Origin of the sequence: Senimuribacter intestinalis (genome assembly GCF_943192965.1) — a bacterium.
Classification (GTDB): Bacteria; Bacillota; Clostridia; order Peptostreptococcales; family Anaerovoracaceae; genus Senimuribacter; species Senimuribacter intestinalis.
This window is the reverse complement of record NZ_CALPCF010000022.1, coordinates 20,368-41,857: the sequence shown is the minus strand read 5'-3', so window position 1 is coordinate 41,857 and position 21,490 is coordinate 20,368. Positions and strand designations below refer to the sequence as shown.

Annotated in this window: 16 protein-coding genes and 1 tRNA gene; 8 read left to right on the top strand and 9 right to left on the bottom strand. The window is 43.7% G+C overall.

Features of this window, described 5'->3' with window-relative positions; genetic code table 11:
* Positions 1-82 precede the first annotated feature (82 nt).
* The 4 genes from NFR88_RS14160 to NFR88_RS14145 form a co-directional block, all read right to left on the bottom strand.
* Positions 83-343 (bottom strand): hypothetical protein, encoded by a 261-nt coding sequence (locus NFR88_RS14160; protein WP_251616968.1) that lies wholly within the window; start codon positions 341-343, stop codon positions 83-85.
* Positions 344-546: 203 nt separating this feature from the next.
* On the bottom strand, positions 547-969 hold the full coding sequence (locus NFR88_RS14155) for a flavodoxin (protein ID WP_251616965.1): 423 nt from the start codon (positions 967-969) through the stop codon (positions 547-549).
* A 32-nt stretch (positions 970-1,001) separates the two neighbouring features.
* Entirely contained in the window at positions 1,002-1,550 is a 549-nt protein-coding gene (locus NFR88_RS14150; RefSeq protein ID WP_161909161.1) for a DUF3793 family protein, read from the bottom strand.
* Between the two features lie 177 nt (positions 1,551-1,727).
* Positions 1,728-2,255, bottom strand: a complete 528-nt coding sequence (locus tag NFR88_RS14145) for a hypothetical protein (RefSeq protein WP_251616962.1) — start codon at positions 2,253-2,255, stop codon at positions 1,728-1,730.
* A gap of 227 nt (positions 2,256-2,482) precedes the next feature.
* On the opposite strand from NFR88_RS14145, the gene NFR88_RS14140 reads away from it, so the two are divergent.
* The gene (locus NFR88_RS14140) at positions 2,483-2,803 is read left to right on the top strand and encodes a helix-turn-helix domain-containing protein (RefSeq protein ID WP_160201892.1); all 321 of its coding nucleotides are present in this window, start codon (positions 2,483-2,485) and stop codon (positions 2,801-2,803) included.
* Between the two features lie 149 nt (positions 2,804-2,952).
* A complete protein-coding gene (locus tag NFR88_RS14135) occupies positions 2,953-3,186 on the top strand; it encodes a helix-turn-helix domain-containing protein (protein ID WP_251616959.1) in 234 nt (77 codons plus the stop codon).
* A 717-nt stretch (positions 3,187-3,903) separates the two neighbouring features.
* On the opposite strand, the gene NFR88_RS14130 is transcribed toward NFR88_RS14135, so the two are convergent.
* A tRNA-Arg gene (locus tag NFR88_RS14130) sits at positions 3,904-3,978 on the bottom strand.
* 508 nt (positions 3,979-4,486) lie between these two features.
* Here NFR88_RS14130 and NFR88_RS14125 point away from each other — a divergent pair.
* Positions 4,487-5,845 carry an acetyl-CoA hydrolase/transferase family protein gene (locus NFR88_RS14125; protein WP_160201894.1) on the top strand — a complete coding sequence of 453 codons (1,359 nt, stop codon included), beginning with the start codon at positions 4,487-4,489 and terminating at the stop codon, positions 5,843-5,845.
* Positions 5,846-5,924: 79 nt separating this feature from the next.
* Here NFR88_RS14125 and NFR88_RS14120 read toward each other — a convergent pair whose 3' ends face one another.
* The 3 genes from NFR88_RS14120 to NFR88_RS14110 all read right to left on the bottom strand — a co-directional run bounded on the left by NFR88_RS14120 (position 5,925) and on the right by NFR88_RS14110 (position 11,960).
* Positions 5,925-8,363, bottom strand: coding sequence for an ABC transporter ATP-binding protein/permease (locus tag NFR88_RS14120; RefSeq protein WP_251616956.1), 2,439 nt, complete (start codon positions 8,361-8,363; stop codon positions 5,925-5,927).
* Positions 8,364-8,366: 3 nt separating this feature from the next.
* Entirely contained in the window at positions 8,367-10,637 is a 2,271-nt protein-coding gene (locus NFR88_RS14115; RefSeq protein ID WP_251616953.1) for an ABC transporter ATP-binding protein, read from the bottom strand.
* A 192-nt stretch (positions 10,638-10,829) separates the two neighbouring features.
* Positions 10,830-11,960 (bottom strand): DUF362 domain-containing protein, encoded by a 1,131-nt coding sequence (locus tag NFR88_RS14110; protein ID WP_251616949.1) that lies wholly within the window; start codon positions 11,958-11,960, stop codon positions 10,830-10,832.
* 670 nt (positions 11,961-12,630) lie between these two features.
* On the opposite strand from NFR88_RS14110, the gene purB reads away from it, so the two are divergent.
* The 3 genes from purB to alr all read left to right on the top strand — a co-directional run bounded on the left by purB (position 12,631) and on the right by alr (position 16,679).
* The gene (gene purB, locus NFR88_RS14105; RefSeq protein WP_251616948.1) at positions 12,631-14,064 is read left to right on the top strand and encodes an adenylosuccinate lyase; all 1,434 of its coding nucleotides are present in this window, start codon (positions 12,631-12,633) and stop codon (positions 14,062-14,064) included.
* Between the two features lie 60 nt (positions 14,065-14,124).
* Positions 14,125-15,414: an adenylosuccinate synthase gene (locus NFR88_RS14100; RefSeq protein ID WP_160201900.1), complete on the top strand. Its 1,290-nt coding sequence runs from the start codon at positions 14,125-14,127 to the stop codon at positions 15,412-15,414.
* A 125-nt stretch (positions 15,415-15,539) separates the two neighbouring features.
* On the top strand, positions 15,540-16,679 hold the full coding sequence (gene alr / locus NFR88_RS14095; protein WP_251616941.1) for an alanine racemase: 1,140 nt from the start codon (positions 15,540-15,542) through the stop codon (positions 16,677-16,679).
* 433 nt (positions 16,680-17,112) lie between these two features.
* Here the strand turns inward: alr and NFR88_RS14090 are convergent, their stop codons facing one another.
* Entirely contained in the window at positions 17,113-17,829 is a 717-nt protein-coding gene (locus NFR88_RS14090) for a TIGR01906 family membrane protein (RefSeq protein ID WP_160201902.1), read from the bottom strand.
* Between the two features lie 163 nt (positions 17,830-17,992).
* On the opposite strand from NFR88_RS14090, the gene NFR88_RS14085 reads away from it, so the two are divergent.
* Positions 17,993-19,351 (top strand): NCS2 family permease, encoded by a 1,359-nt coding sequence (locus tag NFR88_RS14085; protein ID WP_160201903.1) that lies wholly within the window; start codon positions 17,993-17,995, stop codon positions 19,349-19,351.
* 143 nt (positions 19,352-19,494) lie between these two features.
* A complete protein-coding gene (locus NFR88_RS14080; RefSeq protein ID WP_251616938.1) occupies positions 19,495-21,489 on the top strand; it encodes a thioredoxin domain-containing protein in 1,995 nt (664 codons plus the stop codon).
* The last annotated feature ends 1 nt before the right edge of the window (position 21,490 follow it).

The window sequence follows — 21,490 nt, the reverse complement described above, 5'->3', positions numbered from 1 at the left end:
CCTACAACGATGGTCTGCCGCCAGCAAAAGTTATGTAAATGCCACATTGCTATTACAACTTTGCTTGACCAGAACAATAGTCTCAAGATTTTTTTGGATATCCGGCGTTCACCCCATGAAAAATGCCATCTTCTAAGCGTTTTTTTGTATACATGGCGTCAGCCATCCGCCAAACGCCATATTGGGATTCATTTTCTAAAAAACTGGCGCGCGCCTGCCGCCTGGTACTTACTTTTTTGATATTTTGTTGTAGGGTGCTAAATTTTTTCCGACTATCTGTCTGCATTCTGTTCTGCCGCCGCCATTTTTTCTTAAAAAGCTTTTGTATCTGGCACTTTCTCATAGGTCCGCGCCATGTATACAGAGATCAAGCTCAAAATTGGCGCGGGCAAATCACCGGCATATCTTATTTTTCGGTCTGCTAAGCTTACTCCCATACCCAAACCTGACTGACTGACTGCTTCAAGCCAGTTCGCTGACCTAAAGCCGAAAAAAGCTGTCTCGTTTTATTTGAGACAGCCCCGTCATATATATCAGCAGAAATAACTAAGCCAAGCTTTTGCCAAGAGCTCTGCAATCAGCCTCCGCATCTGCATCTGGCGCTTCATTGCAAATTACACAAGAGCACGCAATGACAGCTTCATCTTCAATACAGCGATCTTCCCAGCTGCGCATCCATTCTCCATCGCCCCATCCGTATGAGCCAAACAGTGCAATCTTCTTTCCTGCAAGCTTCTTCTCGCACCGTTCAAACATCGGTAAAAATTCGCTGTCTTCCAGTTCCTCTGCTCCCATAGACGGGCAGCCGAAGGCGACAGCCTCATACTGATCCATCAAATCTGCAGAAAACTTTGATGCACGATAAAGCGTTGCATCTGCGCCAGCTTCTACTGCTCCGGCAACAACCTGCTCTGCCATCTTTTCAGTATTTCCTGTTCCACTCCAATATACGACTGCAATCTTACTCATGTTTTATACCTCTTTTCTTTCATTTTATATATTTACACAGCCACAGTGAGCTGCAGCAAAGACTTGCCTTCATAAAAAAGCCGTTTATAGACCATTTTACATTTATCAAACTTTGCAAACAGTTTCACAGCCTCGCACTCGTTGCAGTAAACCTTCCAGCAGCCACTGCATTTACTGTTTCTGCCTGCATTTTCTATAAAACCGACCACATCACCCAGCGGATAACCTAAAAACAATCCAATCTCATGAGGAAAGTCTCCTTCTTCTATGAATCTTTGGCGCAGCTTTGCAATGGCGCTGCTCGGCGTAAATGCCTCATATCCCTGCTCCCGCAAAAATTCTGCTGCTCCAGGGCGGTTAAGGTCTTCCTGCAGTTTTTTCTCACGATAGACATAGATCAGTGCGCTATGATCAAACTTTCGAAGAATTGCAACAGAAACGCCTTTCAACGATAACTCACTATTTAAAGTTCTAATGTAACCGTATAATGCCTGTTCCGATTCAAATCTATAGTTAAATAAATTTGCTGTTTTTAGTGATGCCAGCGTTGGTGAGCAGTGCTCGATCAAATAGTTCTCCATTTTCCGTTCTCCTGTATCAACTCCTGTTGTTCTTCGTCATTGGTTAGTTTCAACTAACCCATCTCTAAAAATAAAACCGCCTCTCGTTTCTCTCGGCGTTAGTTAGTTAGTATAGTTAGTTCTGACTAACTATACTACAATTTTCACCCCCTGTCAATAGAAAAATTCATTTCACTATTACTGCTCTTCTGTATGGCAAATTTGCAATTCAGCTTTTTTTAGTCTATGCTGCCGAATTTTTTCTTCTATGTTTGAAATTTCCTCTGAACAATCCGTAACTTGTACCTTGTCATACAATTTGAACATCAAATTAATTTCCAATCCCTTATCTCCCATAGAAATAGAAATATCATCTGCAGAAGATATAATTGCAACAAAATCTGACAAACCCATATCATTATCCAATATAAGTTCGTCACCTATATAAGTCAGAGTCCCAATAAATTCTTGCTCGTCAACATTTAATATGATATGCCCGCCTTGTATCCACGCAATTTCATAAAGTAACGGGTATAATACTTCTGTAAGCACTCGATATCGCTCGTTATTTCTTTTTTTCAGAAATTGCGATTCTTTTGCTTCTAATAATGTTGCCAACAACTGAAATTCTTCTTTTCCATAGTCCGTCATTGAAATTTTTTCCATTTGTTTTAATCCCAGCGTTCTTTGCCGATGTTGCGTTAGAAAATCTGCTTCTTTTCTCATAATATTCTCCTATTACAATTTGACTTTTCACTATCCTGTGCACAAATTACTGCAATTCAATACCGTATTGACGTTGTTATGAGTTTATAAGAATCTTAAAAAGAATTATACCACATTTAAGCCCGATAAAAAACAATTTTTACTAGATATTTCAAAATAAATTCAACATTTCAGCCCGATAACAAGGCTTATAAAAAAGTTATTCTATATCACAGGGAGGTACGAATATGAATGTAAGTTTTATCGGTGAACGCATAACGGAGTTACGTCTAAAAAAGAACGTCTCTGAATATCAAATGTCCTATGATTTAGGACACAACAAAAATTACATCAGAGCAATCACTTCCGGTCGCTCATTGCCATCAGTAACAGGATTATTTAATATCATCGAATACTTCGGACTAACGCCATCAGAGTTTTTTGACAATGAACGACCGCAAATGATTAGAAAAGCGATGGAATATATGGAACAACTTGATGAAGAAGACATGGTAATACTGCTGAATATCATGCAGCTAATTTGCCAAAAAAGAAAACAATCTGACTAAAGATCATTTTGGTAGTTTAAATCTCCTTATTCCATATATAAAACACAAAAATAGAGAATTATTACCGGCTTATTTACAAAAAAGCCACATTTCAGCCCGATATCATATTTTTTAAAAAAGTTATCATAATGAAAATGGAGGTGGCAGTAATGAAAGCAAAATATATTGGTGAACGCATCACAGAATTGAGACTAAAAATGAAGGTCTCTGAATATCAAATGTCTTACGACCTTGGGCATAATAAAAACTATATTAGAGCAATTACATCTGGCAGATCGTTACCGTCAGTAACAGGTTTGTTTGATATTATTGATTACTTTGGTTTAACACCATCAGAATTTTTTGATACTGACTACTGGAATGATATGTCCGAGGATATATAATCATAATAACACTTTATAGTAAGATAGCACTTTGCGCAAAAACCTTAAAACCTCTGAAAAATTAAGGCATTTAAGGTTTTTTTGTAGTACTTCTGATGTTCTGACCTTAAAAATAAAAAGCCCGCACATGGCAGGGTGAATTGACTATTGCATAATCTTTTCATTCGTGGTATATTGGTGTCAAGAGGAAACCGGAAAAAACGGTTACCAAAGTTTTACGACTTAGCCGCTACATTTTGATCGATGGGAGCGGCTATTTTTTTATGTAAGCAATGATTAGTGATACTACTATTCCTAAGACTGTAAATACAACCATTAAGATTTCATAATCCGTCATTGTAACACCCCCTCTCTGAGGGGTAACCGCTTTAAACCTTCGTCCTCTTGACTATATGTATTATACTACACCCCGTTCCTGCGGACAAGGCACTTTATTTTGCATTACTTTCCGGCAACCCCGCTGCTGTTAAACTGCTAGAAGATGCAAATTATAGAAGACAGCGACATACAAGTATCGAAGTTAATTAAAGCCCCCTATCACCAGACAGCTCTTAAAGCAAACATTTCACAAATGTTAGCACGCAATCCCCCTCAAAAGTCTTTATCTTGACATCAAAACTAAAATTTGAATATAATGGTCGTTCGTTTTCCAAAAGAGTAAAGGCAAAAAGAAGAAAGCCGAAACCCCAGATAATTCAAGGTTTTCAGCTTTTCTAGTGGTACCCCCGGCGGGAATCGAACCCACAACTATGCTTTAGGAGAGCACTGTTATATCCATTTAACTACGGAGGCGTATTCAGTTTAAAGAAGTGTCCTTAACGAACACTTTTTTATCATACCACTTTTTTGACAGAAATTCAATGTCTTTTCAAAGTTCTACAAAGTTAATGTTATTTTATGGAAGATTGCACGCTTTCACAAAAAGATTTCAAACTCTGCAAAAACAGATCTCTTTTTTCGTAAGAAAGACAGATTTGGTAATCAGTCTATGTAAGATTGAAAACTGGAATAAATACACAGGAAAAATTTTATTGTAAAATCCGCTCAGTTTGACTTAATCCCCCTTAAATTTACAGGCATAGTCATTTTTATTTTGCTGATTTCACCATCGTTTTCTCTTTACTTGTAATTTAGGGGTTGATAATTATTTGACAATGTAGTAGAATAGAGGAAGGATTTGTTAAAAACTAGACAAACTTTAACAGACGAAATAACGATGCCATGCTGAGTCACCGTGCCTGTGCACCGAAAAGTTTGCTGGTCATTGAATTAGGACGTTTTTATATAAGGGAGGAACATTATGTACAAAGTATCTTCACTTGCAGAAGAATACCAGAAGAAACTAATTACTGCGGACGAAGCAGCCGCAATGGTTCATAATAACACTCGTATCCACTATGGAACAGGCTGCGGTGTTGTCAATGATATCGACGAAGCTCTTGCAAGGCGCGCAGATGAACTAAAGGGCATTGAAGTGCTCAGCACGGTAGCCCTCAGAAAAGAACCATTTAAGCTTTATCAGGCAACTTCTTCCAACGAACAGGTAAGATTTGCCTCAGCCCATTTCAGCGCATTTGACAGACAAATGAACAAAGAAGGGCGATGCTGGTACATCCCAATGCTGTTCAATGAACTGCCGTACTACTGGGTCAACAATGAAAACGACATTGACATCGCATTCTTCCAAGTTGCGCCAATGGACAGCCACGGTAACTTCAATCTGGGACCGCAGGTTGCTGACATGTGGGGCGTTATTAAAAGTGCAAAGAAAATCATCGTAGAAGTCAACCAGAACATGCCAATCGCTCACGGTCATCAGACACAGCTAAACCTTTACGGAATCGACCATATCGTGGAAGGGTCCAATGCACCTTTGGCAGAACTTGGAACAAAGCCCGCTTCAGACATCGACAAACAGATTGCCGCCCACGTAGTGGAACTGATCAACAGCCACAGCACCCTGCAGCTGGGCATCGGCAGTCTTCCAAACTGTATCGGTCAGATGCTGGCAGACTCCGATGTAAGAAATATCAACGCTCACACTGAAATGTTTGTGGACGCTTATGTGGACTTATTTGACGCAGGAAAATTAACTGGAAATAAGCCGGTAGATAAAGGCAAAGCCCTTTATACCTTTGCAGGCGGCACAAAAAAATTATATGATTTCATCGACAATAACCCGATTTGCTGCAGTGCGCCGGTAAACTACGTAAATAATGTTAACGTTATTTCCAGCATCGACAATTTCATCTCCGTCAACAGCTGCATCCAGGTTGACCTTTACGGACAGGTATGTTCCGAGTCTGCAGGTCATCAGCAAATTAGCGGCACAGGCGGACAGGTGGACTTCGTAATGGGCGCATTCCTGTCAAAAGGAGGAAAGAGTTTCATCTGCACACCGTCGACCAGAACACTGAAAGACGGAAGCAAAGAATCACTGATCTCCCCAATTTTGACGCCAGGTGCAATTGTCACCACTCCGAGAACTGCAACCAACTATATCGTAACCGAGTACGGCGCTGCTAACTTGAAAGGAAAATCTACTTGGGAAAGAGCCGAAATGTTAATCAACATCTCCCACCCTGACTTCAGAGAAGACCTTATCAAAGCAGCTGAAAAGAACGGTATATGGAAAAATACAAGCAAGTGTACATTCTAATCCAAATATATCTCAATCTTAAGAAGAAGTGGGTTGACCCAAAAGGGGCAACCCACTTTTTCATATTTTTTCGTGTATCTTAATTCACGTCGTTTCTTGACAAAATTGCTGCCGGCGTTTTGCGCATGGTGTTAAATACAGGCAGTAGTCCCGCCACCAGATTAAATCCAAACACAAGGCCAAAGCTGATGAGCAATACCAGCGGATTCATCAGATACTGTTCTCCGATCATTGGAATCTTTGAAATTCCATTTAAGATGTATGCCATCACCGCCATGCCCGGAATCGTAGTCAATGTAGTCATTGCGATGATTTCGCCGACAAACATTTTGTAAATATCTTTCTTTTTTAGACCGATTGCACGAAGCACGCCGACCTCTTTAATTCTCGAGAGGAAAGAAGATCTCAACATGAGATACATTTCCAGAAGAGAAACGAGCAAGATAATGCCGGACACCAAAATTGTTGCGATAATCTTTTTTTTGCAGCTATCGATATAAGACTCCCTGTCGGCAGTATAATTATCTGTGACCTTGACATTTTGCGCCGATAGGTTTTGATAGGTGGCTTCCTTATCCTTTGGAGAAAGCACTATCTCTGTCTGGTCCTCCATCAGATAATCTATGGCTGTATTCTTGCTGACATAAAGTGCGTCTGTACCGCGTTTATCGTTGTAATAACCGCAGACAGTCAGCTTCTTACCATTCACCTTCACATCGAGCTTACTTCCGATAGCTGACTCGTATCGATGCATTTCATGAATCAACACTTCCCCGGTTTTCTTTGGTGCCGCTCCTTCGACAAGCGTCACCGTTTCCCGGTCACGAAGTCCGTAGGACAGCACCAACGGCATCGCCTCCTCGCTTTCTTCAGTGTATCCGGAATCTTCTTCCGTACGCATTTCTGCCTGCACCATCAGAATATCCATAAAAAACTCTCTGTCTGCGTAAATTGAAGGGCTTCCCTGATCAGTAATTCCCACAATCGTGAATTCTCCCAGACGCGGTAGCGTTACCTTTCTTCCAATAATCTGTTCTTTTGAAAGCAGGCCAATCATTTTCGGCATATCGTTAGAAAGAAAGCTATCCGCCGTGATTCTATCGATGACAATCTCCGAACTGTCCTTTGCATTTCTGCCCTCCAACAGTTTTTCTTCCTCTACCATATCCAAAGCTGTCAGGGATCCTGCTAAGCTGACCTGCGCACCTTTGGTCTGGTAATAATCATCCAGAGGAAAGGCGAAATTCACCTGGGAATTGCCCGGAAGCGCATAATCAATGCCATCCATATTTTCGTATTTTTTAAAGTTCTGCGGTGTCACCTTTGCCCCGTTCACCGTCAAGTAGTTCTGATTAACCTGGACAAATTTATCGTCTGTAATATTGGTAATTCCAGCAATACTGCTTACCGCATAAACGGCAAACATAGACGCCATGATGAACCCTACAAGCAAAATTTTCTTAATGAGGGAATAAGAAAAAATTTTCTTGTATCCACCTGCAATCATAGTCACCGGATTAAAAATGGAGGTGTACTTTGGCGTAAAATTCTGATCCAGCATATTTGCATAGTCAAATTCATACGCCTCGTAAACGTCTTTGGAAATTTTCCGGTAATGGTCATCGACCAGTTCCACCGCTTCTGAACCTTCTCCTATTCCAGCGGGAGTTTCGATATATAGATTGTTGTTTTTGAGAACTACCTTGATTTCCAGCTGCTGGTCCTTCTTATCACTGTAAAATTTTAACTTCACATTTTCTAATTCCAGCTCCTGCTGCACCTGCATATCCTGAAGATAGATTTTGTTTTCCAGCCGATAATCCAGTTCGCTATTGTGGGCATTTTCTCTGTCACTGACGATTTTTCCATCCACAATTTCCACAATACGGGATGCGTAAAATTCCGCGATTTCTCTCTCGTGGGTGACGAGAATCACCAGCTTTTCCCGGGAAATTGCCTTAATAATATTCATAATCTCCAGCGTATTTTTACTGTCCAGATTACCTGTCGGCTCATCAGCAATGATAATCTTTGGATTTTTTACGATGGCACGGGCAATCCCCACACGCTGCCGCTCTCCGCCGGAAAGCATTTTCGCCGGGCGGTTTTTGTATCGATCAATGCCTACACGCTTTAGGATATACATGACCCGCTCTTCGATTTCTCTCTTATCTTTAATCCCCATCATGCGCAAAACCAGCGCTACGTTGTTAAAAACTGTATCATCCTCAATGAGATTATAGTTTTGGAAAATATATCCAATATTTGCATTCCTGATTTCGTCTTTCTTCCCGTCAGAACGACCGGTCAGTCTCTCCTCGCCGATGTAAATTTCACCGCTGTCAACTTTGTCGAGACCTCCGATTGCATTGAGCAGAGTCGTCTTTCCGCAGCCGGAATTTCCCAAAAAAGTGACGAGACCCTTATCGGCAAGTTCTATAGAGGTGTGGTCAATGGCTCTGATTTCGTTGTTTTTCTTCCTATTAAAATACTTGTTTACATTTGTTAATCGAATCATCTCTTACACCTCCTCTTTATACGCATTCATCGCTGTCTTTTTAAATAGCTGTCTGGCATATCTGCCCGCCAGAAGTACCGACATCAGGCAGAGCACTACATACAGAATCACTACATCCCCGATAGAAAGGAAAGACACCAACTGCTGCAGATAAGCGACTTTCACCACTTCCAACTTTACCAGCGCCAAAAGCCCCATGCAAATAAAGTAAGCAATATTGAACACTGCAAAAAGTTCTACTTTCAGCAGACTGCTGCAGTTTTCTTTGCTTGCACCCAGCATACGGATAGTCGAAAAATAGATGTTCCTCGACTTCAAGATTAGCTTAATGATGAAATAAGTGATGAAGAACAGCACAATCAGCACTGCCGCCAGCATGATGGTGTAAAATGTAGTGAGAATGACTCCAAAACCACCGGCGTAGCTCACATATCCGTCATGTACACAGAAAGTGTGGTAACCCGCCTTTTCAATTTCCGCCGCTGTTTCTTTAGTCAGCTTATCGTCTTTTACACGGACGGAGGACTGGAAATTCCCTTTGTCAAACAGGGCTGCATAGTCCTTCGGATTGATAAAGAGACTGCCGCTGACCTCTTCAAAATTCTCGATTTCAAGGAGAGTTTTCAGATTACTCTGGTTGTAAACCGCACCCACACTGAAGTTGATTTCGCTTTCAAAATACAAGCTCTTATTGATCAGTTTCAAAGTTTTGCCTACTGCGCTTTCCGTACTGAGCGCAGCAATGTCTGCAGGCACGTAAATTTCACCCTTAGGCACTTTGTCGCTTGCTTTGATTGGTAAAACGCCTGCACCGGAGTCCCCACTTAAAATGTTATCCGCAAAGACAATCTCCTGGCTGCACTGGTGCTCCAGCACTGTCAATCTGATATCATCCAAAGTCTCTTCACCGACACAATATAAAGCTTCATATAAAATATCTGATTCATCTAAAGTCTCCTGTTGTTCTTTGGTCAGATAACCGTAGCCAACGACTTTCATTTTTTTACGCAAAATACTGTTTCCTGTATTTTGATTGCGCGCATCGACCTTGTCGGCTTTCATCACCATATCGATAACCGCCTCAGCATAGCCGCCTTCCGGAATCATCAGGACTGCTTCGTTATACGATTTCGGCATTCTGCCCTCCACAAGCTGTCCTTCCATAACCTTTGCTTCTTCTATTTTAGAAGTAATGTAAAAATCTCCATTTTCAAAATCGTCCGATACATCGGTGATTAAATCCAGCATGAGATCATTTTTGATAATTCGCTCTACATTATCTATTTTTCCAATCTTTTCATAATCGTCCTCGGTCAACTCGCTTCTATCCTCTTTAGTAAAGAGAATTCTATTTCTGTCAGTATCCATGAAATAGTAGTTATAGCCGCCTGTATCCATATCCCCCATGTTCTTAAAGGATGTGTACTGGCTGATTACACTCATGCACAGGAACAGAAAAACCGTCAGCAGCAGGAAAAATTTTGCAGGAATATTAAAGGTATTGCGCACACCAAGCCGTCCCATACTTCCTAAGGTAAGACCGTCTGCCTTCGCAGTTTCGACAGACTCCTCCGCATCACCGCAGCTGCCGATGGTCACTGCTATCCGTTTATCTTCTGCCACTTTTCCATCGTGCATAGTGATTTTTCTGGTCACGTAAGGCTCAACCTGCTCATAATTATGGGTTACGATGATGATCAGCTTATCTTTAGAAAGCTGGTGCAGCAACTCTATAATTTCCGCCGCTGACTTACTGTCCAGATTTCCAGTCGGCTCATCAGCTACGATAATCGGTGTTTCTTTCGCCAGCGCTCTGGCAATGGCAACGCGCTGCTTTTGTCCGCCGGAAAGTTTGGAGGCCTTGGTTTTCTCGTAGGAGGAAAGTCCGACCTTCGCTATAATTTCTCGTACCCGCTCCGGAATTTCTGACTTGTCATATCCGCTCATCAAAAGTACCAGCTCTACGTTCTGATACACAGTATAGCTGTTGATTAAATGAAACGTCTGGAAGATATTCCCAATATATTTCTTTCTGTATTCTTCTAAATCCTCTTTGGAAAATCCGCTGGTCGGCTGACCCATGATATACATTTCGCCTTCCTCAAAGGAATCCAGCCCAGAAATCACGTTGAGCAGTGTAGACTTTCCGCTCCCGCTTTCTCCGGTAATTGCGACAAACTCACCCATTTCAAAATTTAGGTCAATCTTGTTGAACCCTGTAGAAACCAGTCCGCCGCTTGAGTAGAATTTCGATACTCGTTCTAATCTTAACATATTTCTCCCCTTTCCTAATTCTTCCACTACTATATCACGACAATCTCACAACCGTCTATAACTTTGGAGAAAATTTAAGAAATGTAAGGAAAATGTAAGAAAGGTTGGGGCGCCGACTTCCGCAGCACCCCTGCACTACTTCTGCACAAAAAACAGACAGCGGATTCATCTGCTGTCTGTCTGTTTTAAAAATTATTTTACGTCTATCAGTTCATATTCTCTGGTGCCGATGCCTAGCTTTTCGCCGTGAATCAGTCCCGCTTCCCAGTCAGTATCAGGGTGCATGATTTTGAACACGTCGTGACCGTGTACGTAGTCGTGTCCATGATCATGACAGGCACACTTATCAGCCGCACTGCCAGCAATCACTGGCTGCTTGTTGGCTGCATCCACACAAGCCTGGTCGATGGCAATGGGATCAAAGGAAGCGAACATGCCTACATCAGGAATTACCGCAACATCATTTCCGCCCTCGCAGTCGCAGTCAGGAGATACGTTTATCAGCATATTGATGTGGAATGCTTCTTTTCCGGCTAAGGCTGCCTTGGTGTATTCTGCAATCTTTCTATTCATCACCGGCTTTGCTTCGTCCCACTTCGTTGCAATAGCGCCCTTTGGACAGTAAGCGATGCAGTAGCCGCATCCCAGACATTTATCTTCATCAATCACTGCTTTTCCATCGATCACATGGACACCATCGTTGGCACAGTTCTTCACGCACATGCTGCAGCCAATACAATCCCCTGTGTTAATCATCGGAGTGCCGCTGCTGTGCATTTCCATCTTACCTTTCTTTGAACCGGCTCCCATGCCGATATTTTTGATAGCGCCGCCAAAGCCAGCACCAACGTGCCCTTTAAAATGGGTTAAAGAAATAATCACATCTGCCTCTGCAATGGCAGCACCAATCTTTGCGGTTTTTACATATTCGCCGCCCTCTACCGGAATTTCACGTTCATCAGTTCCTCGCAGACCGTCGGCAATAATGGTATGTACACCTGTTGCCAGCGGGTTATAGCCGTTCATATATGCTGCATCCAAATGATTCAGTGCATTGTTGCGATAACCCACATACAAGGTATTGCAGTCTGTCAGGAACGGCTTGCCGCCCTTCGCCTTGATATGGTCACAAAGCACCTTAGCATACTGCTGACGCAGAAATGCCATATTTCCAAACTCACCGAAGTGGAGTTTCACTGCTACGAATTTATCCTGAAAGTCAATCTGATCGATGCCTGCTTTTGTGATTAAACGTTCAAACTTGTCCAGCAAACTATCGCCCATGCCTACATGCATGTCTGTAAAATAAACCTTTGAACTCATCTTTCATCCTCCTTGAATTAATATACCTTGATTATATGTTATCTGGCAGGATTGGTCAACACTAGCTTATTCTATTTCGAAAAAGCTCCTTTTCTCTATCTGATAGCGTCTCATACAAGGTCAGCACCATCTCAACCTTTTCTGATTTGCACGCATCTGATGTAGGCGCTTTTAAGAAAAATGATGTAATTGCACTGGTCAAGGAACCAATCAGACCAATTATGTTTGCCTTAAAGAACTGACGCTTATTGTCAGAAATTATATGCGAACGACCTATGAAAGTAAAGAGATTCAACCTATATTGCGAATTTCTAAAAAAAGTGTATAAATAATTCATCTTGACCTTTCTCGTATCTTGCATTTTTTGTAATCATTCAAACAATTTCACGCAAAACTTGCATAAAACGCAAGTTTTTAGGGTGGAGAACAGTAATAGATGAGCCTTCCATAACTATAATGAGAATCTGACCGATTACTTTTATACATTATTTTAACATTTTCTAATTCTCGGTTAAGATTCAGCCTTTTTCTTATACACTTTTTCCAAAAACAACCGTTTTAAGTTAATCCTTCATGATTGCAAAAATACGATAGTCCTGCTCTTGAAATTCCCCGTGTAAAATGCTATAATAATATGTTATTTTTATAGATTACGTAGGGAGGTTTTCGTATGTCAACAAACAATTACACCAGTCCGCTTTCAGAAAGATACCCGAGTAAGGAAATGCAGTATCTTTTTTCGCCGGACATGAAATTCCGCACCTGGAGAAAACTTTGGATTGCACTGGCAGAAGCTGAGAAAGAACTGGGGCTTGCCATCACGCAGGAGCAGATCGACCAATTAAAGGCTCACGCCGATGACATCAACTACGATGTCGCAAAGGCGAGAGAAAAAGAAGTCAGACATGATGTCATGAGCCACGTGTACGCTTATGGTCAGCAGTGCCCGGATGCAAAGGGAATCATTCACCTTGGCGCAACCAGCTGCTATGTTGGCGATAACACAGACCTGATTATCATGCGCGAAGCTTTAACGCTGGTAAAAAAGAAAATCATCAACACCATTGCTTCTTTAGCTAAATTTGCAGATACCTACAAAGACCTTCCAACGCTGGCATATACTCACTATCAGGCAGCGCAGCCTACCACTGTCGGCAAGCGCACAACCCTTTGGCTCAATGATCTGGTCATGGACCTGCAGGATCTGGAATACGTTCTGGACAGTCTCAAACTGCTCGGTTCCAAAGGAACTACCGGAAGTCAGGCTTCCTTCATGGAACTCTTCGAAGGCGACCACGAAAAATGCAAAGCCTTAGACCAGAAAATTGCTGACAAAATGGGATTTCCCGGCTGCTATCCGGTTTCCGGCCAGACCTATTCCAGAAAAATTGACAGCAGAGTGCTGAACGTGCTGGCAGGTATTGCCCAGTCCGCACACAAATTTTCCAACGACATTCGTCTGCTGCAGCACATGAAAGAAGTTGAAGAGCCTTTTGAAAAGCACCAGATTGGCTCCTCTGCCATGGCATACAAGAGAAACCCTATGCGTTCAGAGCGTATGGCAGCCCTTGCCAACTACGTCATGAGTGATGCCATGAACCCGCAGCTGACAGCTGCAACCCAGTGGTTTGAAAGAACTCTGGACGATTCAGCAAACAAGAGAATTTCCGTCAGCGAAGCATTTCTTGCAGTGGACGGAATCCTAGAATTATATATCAACGTTTCCAACGGTCTTGTGGTCTATCCGAAAGTCATCGAAGCGCACTTGATGGCAGAACTTCCTTTTATGGCTACAGAGAACATTATGATGGATGCCGTAAAAGCCGGCGGAGACCGTCAGGAACTGCACGAGCGAATCCGCGTACATTCCATGGAAGCGGGCAAAGTTGTCAAAGAGCAGGGTAAGCCAAATGATCTTTTAGATCGTATTGCGGCAGACCCAGCCTTTCATATAACAAAAGAGGCTTTACAGAAGGCTTTGAAACCGGAAAACTATGTGGGCAGAGCCCCACAGCAGACAACAGAGTTTCTCAGCGGGGTCATAAAGCCTATTCTATCAGCAAATGAGGCGCTGCTTGGTCTCACTGCTGAAATTAACGTTTAATCGGGGAGCGCATCTGTAAGGCAAAACCCGTCTAAACGTGAACGAATAGGAGGTTACACTATGATCAAAGCAATTGTCGGCGCCAATTGGGGCGACGAGGGAAAAGGTAAAATCACAGACACACTGGCTGAAAACTGCGACATCATCGTCAGATTTCAGGGTGGAAGCAACGCAGGACACACCATCAAAAACAATTACGGTAAGTTCGCCCTGCACATGTTGCCATCGGGCGTCTTTTACGGACACACCACCAGCATTCTGGGCAACGGCGTAGCACTGAACATTCCGAAGCTGATTGAGGAAATCAAATCCTTGACAGACCGGGACGTCCCTGCGCCAAAAGTTCTGGTTTCAGATCGCGCCCACATCGTCATGCCGTATCACATCTTGCTGGACGAATACGAGGAAGAACGCCTTGGCGGAAAATCCTTCGGCTCCACAAAAAGCGGTATCGCACCTTGTTACTCCGACAAATACGCCAAAATCGGCTTCCAGGTGAACGAGCTCTTCATGCCGGAGGATAAACTTCGTGAGAAACTGGAAAACGTCTGCACATTAAAGAATGTGATGATTGTCAATTTGTACGGCAAACCTGCACTCAAAGTTGACGATCTCATGGAAACCATGAAGCAATATAAAGAGATGATAAAACCATATGTTGCCAACACTTCCGCTTTCCTTCACCAGGCTATTTCCGAAGGAAAAAACATCCTTCTGGAAGGACAGCTGGGTGCGCTGAAAGATACAGACCACGGCATTTATCCAATGGTTACTTCATCCTCTACGTTGGCGGCATTCGGCGCTGTAGGCGCAGGTATCCCGCCATATGAAATCAAAGAAGTTACCACCGTCGTAAAAGCTTACTCATCCGCAGTTGGCGCGGGCGCCTTCGTCAGCGAAATCTTCGGAGAAGAAGCTGACGAACTTCGCCGCCGCGGCGGCGACGGCGGCGAATTCGGCGCCACCACCGGGCGCCCGCGCAGGGTTGGTTGGTTCGATGCGGTTGCTACCAGATATGGATGCAGAATGCAGGGAACTACAGAAGTTGCCTTAACCGTTATCGATCCGCTCGGATATTTGGATGAAATTCCAATCTGTGTCGGCTACGAAATCGATGGAGAAATCCATCAGGATTTCCCGAATACCACTTATCTGGAAACCGCCAAACCGGTACTGAAAACAATGCCTGGCTGGAAAAGCGATGTAAGCGGCATTCGCAATTGGGAAGATCTGCCGAAAGCCTGCCAGGAATATGTCAACGAAATCGAACGTCAGATTGGATTCCCAATTACACTAGTATCGAATGGGCCTGGCAGAGACGATATCATTCACAGAACCCCGCAGCTGTAATTTGGTTTTGCTGCAATCTTTGGCACCAGGCTTAACAAATACGACAATCGTAGAAAGGGGAAACAGGCAGTGCCTTTCCCTTTCTAAAAACACAGTTCCTATTACGAAGAAAGGATTTTGAGATTATGTATAAGGACGCAATCAGACCCGCATGGGCTGAAATCAATTTAACCAATTTAGATTACAACATTAAAAATATCAGAGCAAAAGTCGGCGCAGATAAAGAGATGATTGGCGTCATCAAAGCTGACGCTTACGGCCACGGTGCAGTAATGTGCGCAAACGTGCTGCGTGCCAACGGCGTAAAAACCTTTGCCATCGCCACACTGCAGGAAGCCATCGTGCTTCGCCAAGCTGGCGCAACAGAAGAAATCATCATGCTGGGACTGACGCCGGACATGTATGCAGACACCATCGTAGAATACGACATCACACCGGTGGTCTGCAGCGCTTCCAATGCTAAAGCCATCAGCGACGCCGCTCTCAAAGCAGGCAAAACTGTTTCCGGTCTAATCGCTGTTGATACCGGCATGGGCAGAATCGGTTATCTTGCAGATGACATTGATAACGCAATTTTTGATATTAAGAAAATCGCTATGCTGGCAGGTTTCAAAATCAAAGGTCTGTTTTCCCACATGTCCACCGCTGACGCATACGACAAGACCTACTCCCACCAGCAGGAAGAAAAATACAATCGTTTTTACGAAGCACTGGTTGCAGCAGGCGTTGACGTGCCGATGAGAACCCTTGCAAACAGCGCTTCCATCATGGAACTGCCGAGCATTCACTTTGATGCAGTGCGTCCAGGCATTATCCTTTACGGCTGCTATCCTTCCCATGAAGTAGATAAAAACCAGCTGGCGCTGAAACCGGTTATGTCCGTCAAGGCTAACATCGTCCACCTGAAAGACGTGCCGGAAAACTTTTCTGTGGGCTACGGCAGAAAATACATTTCCAGTAAACCATCTAAAATTGCTACCATTGCCCTGGGTTACGCAGACGGCTATCCTCGTCCGTACTCCGCACAGGCAAAAGTCATCGTAAACGGTGTAGTTTGCCCGATTGCCGGAAATATCTGCATGGACCAGTGCATGATTGATGTATCAAACGTTCCAAACGTAAAAGTTGGAGACGAAGTCATCATCATGGGTACAGACGGCGTAAACACAATCCTTGCCGACGACATTGCAGACGCAACTGGCACCATCAATTACGAAATCTGCTGCGCTTTCGGCCAGAGACTTCCAAAAGTTTACGTTCGATAAACTTCGTGTTTTTGCAAAAATGACCGCAACATGCCAATTCTAAGACATTGCGGTCATTTTTTTAATTCTTGTTTTACAAAAATGACCGCATTTGCTCAAATCATCCAACTTGCGGTCATAAAATCCATTTCCTCTGCTAACAACATGCTGCCTATCCCCTTAAACTCCCTCAAATCCACACGAATTTCCAATTTTTAGTATTATATTTACAGGCAAATTCAACGAATCTCCCATTATTTTACATATCCCTGCAATTGCAAATATCATTGAGCTCCCAATTTTGACCGCATTTCATATAAAACGCATCAGTACGGTCAAATCCTCAAAAACAAAAATTTTAACTCTGACCGCCATCTGCCCAAAACAAGGCTTTGCGGTCAAAAATCTAAAAACTAAAGAATTATAACACTGGTCCAATCGGCAAATGTCCTGCTCACGCCGCAGTCCGTCTTGTGTCATGGGACTGACGCTGCATCACACGCTGCCGCCACACGAAAAAGCTGCAAATCATAAGCACCGCCACCAGCCATCCGCCAAAAGTCAGCACAATCCGCAGCGTTGTATCCACAAAGAAAGGCTGCGGTACAATGCGAATGAGCAAATCCGTCTTTGGATCTAAAAGCCACAGGTCGTTGTCGAAGAAGATATGATGGAAGATGACAAAGTATTTGTGAAAATCCGTCGCCACAATCAAGCCGGAGACAGCACAGACCACAAGCACGCCCAAAATCCCCCAAAGTAAAAACTTAGGAGTCAGCAAAAGCCGTTTTCGCAAAAACAGCCAGCCAAAGCACACAACAAAGACTACAATCGCCCACCGTCTTATCATCATACCACCAAAAAACAATTCTTTCACATCTGCCATATGCGCAATTTCCCTGGCGCTGAAAAATCCGCGGGACTGCCCGGCAACCATCGTCGGCACCTGCAGTTCTTCCCTGTCCCCACGCAAATATGCCATCATTTCATCAGTGACATGAAGCAAATCATCCATTTCCATCTCCACACTCGTTGTCACATCATATTTTTCGTATTCACTTTTAAAATAGTCGGGACTCCAATAAACGACCGCCTCCACTGCAGTAATCAATAGTATCAGTACCAGTGCAAGGCTCATGACAAATCCCACAATATACTCTAATATTCTCATGCTTTTATCATACTGCCGAACACAGACAAACTCAAGCACCAATTTCGACAAAACTATCCAAAATCTGCCCAAATTCAAATTTTTTCTTGGACATTGCGCCCTCTAGCATATATAATGGACATATCTATTTTTATTTTTTAAGACAAAGGAGAAACGTACTACTATGGAGAAATTATTCAAGCTACAGGAACACGGCACTGATGTGAAAACCGAAGTTATCGCCGGCGCCACTACGTTCCTCTCAATGGTTTACATTCTTGCAGTAAACCCGGGCATGCTCGCAGCAGCCGGTATGGACAGCGCAGGTGTTTTCACTGCAACAGCTGTTTCCGCTGCTATTGCAACTCTGTTCATGGCATTCTTTGCCAACTACCCTATCGCCCTTGCTTCCGGCATGGGACTGAACGCATACTTTGCATTCACCGTTTGCGATGACCTTGCTGCAAAAGGCATCAACGATCCTTGGAAAATCGCACTGGCTGCGGTTCTTGTGGAAGGTCTTGCCTTCATTCTGCTGTCTCTGTGCAATTTCAGAGAAAAGCTGGTAAACGACGTGCCTGCTAATCTGAAATACGGCATTACTGCCGGTATTGGACTTTTTATCGGTTTAATCGGTTTCAAAGGTGCAGGAATCGTCATCGGCGATGCTTCCACTCTGGTAAACCTGGGTTCCTTTGCAACGCCGCAAGTGGTACTTGCACTTGTTGGTCTGATTCTGACCGCAGTTTTGTTCCACTTCAACGTTAAAGGCTATATCCTCATCGGCATTCTGGCTACTTGGATTTTGGGTATGATTGCAGAAGCAATCGGCTGGTATGCAGTTGATGTTGAAGCTGGCGTGTATTCCTTGTTCCCTGATTTTTCCGGTGCAAGCTTTATCCCAGCTGCCCCTGCATTCTTCTCTTTTGACTTTGCATGGATTGGCGAAAACATGGTGCAGTTCCTTGTCATCGTATTCTCTTTCCTTTACGTTGACCTGTTTGACACTGTCGGCACTTTAATCGGCGTTGCTTCCAAAGGCAATCTGCTGGACGAAAAGGGAAATCTGCCTAAGGTAAAAGGCGCTCTCATGGCGGATGCCTGCGGTACTATCGTCGGCGCATGTCTGGGCACTTCCACTGTTACAAGCTATGTAGAATCCAGTGCCGGTGTTGCTAACGGCGGCAGAACCGGTCTGACTGCAGTAACCACTGCTGTTCTCTTTATTGCTGCACTATTCTTCTCCCCAATTTTCCTTGCAATTCCGGGATTTGCAACAGCACCTGCTCTCATCTGGGTTGGGCTTTTGATGATTGGCGCTGTGAAAAATATGCACTTTGACGGTGACATTGCAGACGTGGTCGGCGGGTTCCTCGCCCTGGTACTCATGCCATTCACTTACTCCATTGCCAACGGAATCATGTTCGGCATTCTGGCATGGGTTATTCTGAAGGTCCTCACCAAAAAAGTAAAAGATATTCCTTGGGTTATGTGGATATCCGCATTACTTTTCGCAATCAGAATTTATACACTGATTCGCTAATTAATAAAGAACTAAGAGGCAGTCTTGTTGATTGCCTCTTTTTTTGTCTTCATTTAACCAGCCTCCACTTTATTCTCCTGTCTAAATTTCCCTAAATCGGTCATACTAAGGAATATAAAAAGCTTTGAAAGGACGTTTTTATTATGAATCATCTGAAACACGAAAAATCTCCTTACCTTCTTCAGCATGCTGAAAATCCGGTAAACTGGTATCCCTGGTGTGAAGAGGCCTTTGACCTCGCTGCAGAAAAGGACCTTCCCATATTCTTAAGTATCGGCTACTCCACCTGCCACTGGTGCCATGTCATGGCACACGAATCCTTTGAGGATGAAGAGGTTGCTGCTTTCTTAAACGACCATTTTATCTCCATCAAGGTGGATCGTGAAGAGCGCCCCGATATCGACAGCGTCTACATGCGCGCTGCTCAGGCTATGACCGGTTCCGGCGGCTGGCCGCTTACTATCTTCATGACGCCTGAAAGGACACCTTTCTTCGCCGGAACCTATTTTCCAAAACATACCAAATACGGTCAAATCGGTCTTTTAGAACTGCTCTCCGCAGTCTCTCAAAAATGGACCGAGGACAGAGACTCCCTCCTTACTCAGGGCAGTCAAATAGTTGCCTTTCTTCAAAAGCAGGAAGCCGCTGCACCTCAGACAAAACAGAATCCAGAAAATTCTATTGCAGAAGCCCTGTCATATTTTGTAAAAAACTTCGATAGAAAGTATGGCGGCTTTGGCAGCAGTCCTAAATTCCCCGCAGCGCACAACCTACTGTTTCTCATGGCGCAGAAAAGTAAAAAAGGTGACAAATACCTGGCTATGGCAGAAAAGACCCTAACCCAAATGTATCTGGGCGGCATTTTTGACCACATTGGCGGCGGCTTCTGCCGATACGCAACCGACGATAAGTGGCTTATTCCCCATTTTGAAAAAATGCTCTATGACAATGCCCTGTTGCTCATGGCGTACAGCCAATGTTACTATGAGACAAAATCTCCCCTTTATCTGACTGTAGCAAATAAAACCGCCTCCTACATGCTGCGAGAACTGAAAGATCCAGAAGGCGGCTTTTACTGTGGACAAGATGCCGACAGCGACGGTGAAGAGGGCACCTATTACCTCTTTACACCGGAGGAAATTCGCAGTGTTCTTCATCTGGAACCTGCGGCAGCCTTCTGTTCTCAATACGACATCACACCACAAGGCAATTTTATGGGGAAAAATATCCCCAATCTTCTGAGTACCAAAGACCACGGTCTTCTGCCCGACGAAGACGTGCTGCGAATTTTATACGACTACCGGTTAGAACGCACCAAACTCCATAAGGACGACAAAGTTCTCACCAGCTGGAATGGAATTGCTATCGCCGCCTTTGCAAAAGCTGCAAGACAGCTGAAAAATGCTGATTATCTGGAAGCTGCTCTTTCCGCGGCGGAGTTTATCTGGAAACATCTCCAAGATGAGGGAAAACTTTTTGCCAGATGGCGGCAGGGTCACTATGCCTTTTCGGGAACGCTGGACGATTATGCTTGCTACATCTGGGGACTTTTGGAATGTTACAGCACGACCTTCAATCCTATCTTTTTGGAACGCGCAGACCGGATTGGCCGCACCATGATAAAACTGTTTTTCGACTCTAAAGAGGGCGGCTTTTACCTTTATGCTGCCGACAGTGAGGCACTTTTTCTGCGCCCTAAGGAAACTTATGATGGGGCTATGCCTTCCGGCAATGCCGTCGCCGCTCATATTACAAAAAAACTGGCATTTCTTACCGGTGAAAGCTTTTGGGAGGACATTGCTGACAAGCAGTCTGCTTTCATGGACAGAGCCTGCAGTGATTATCCCTTTGGTAATAGTTTTTACCTTTGGAGTGTCAGCCAGGATCTTTTTGAAGAGGGCAAACTCATCTGCACTATGCCTGACGCAGAAAACCTATCCACAGACACGCTGTGCCGACTTTGGGATCTTCAGATGGACGTAGTGCTGAAAACAAGAAAAACAGAGGAGACACTGCATAAAGTATCTCCTTATCTGAAAAATTATGAGATTCCGGAAGAAGGCAGCGACTTTTACCTCTGCCGAAACCATGTATGCTATAGCCCTGTCCACAGTCTGGATGCGCTGGAATCCTTGTAAT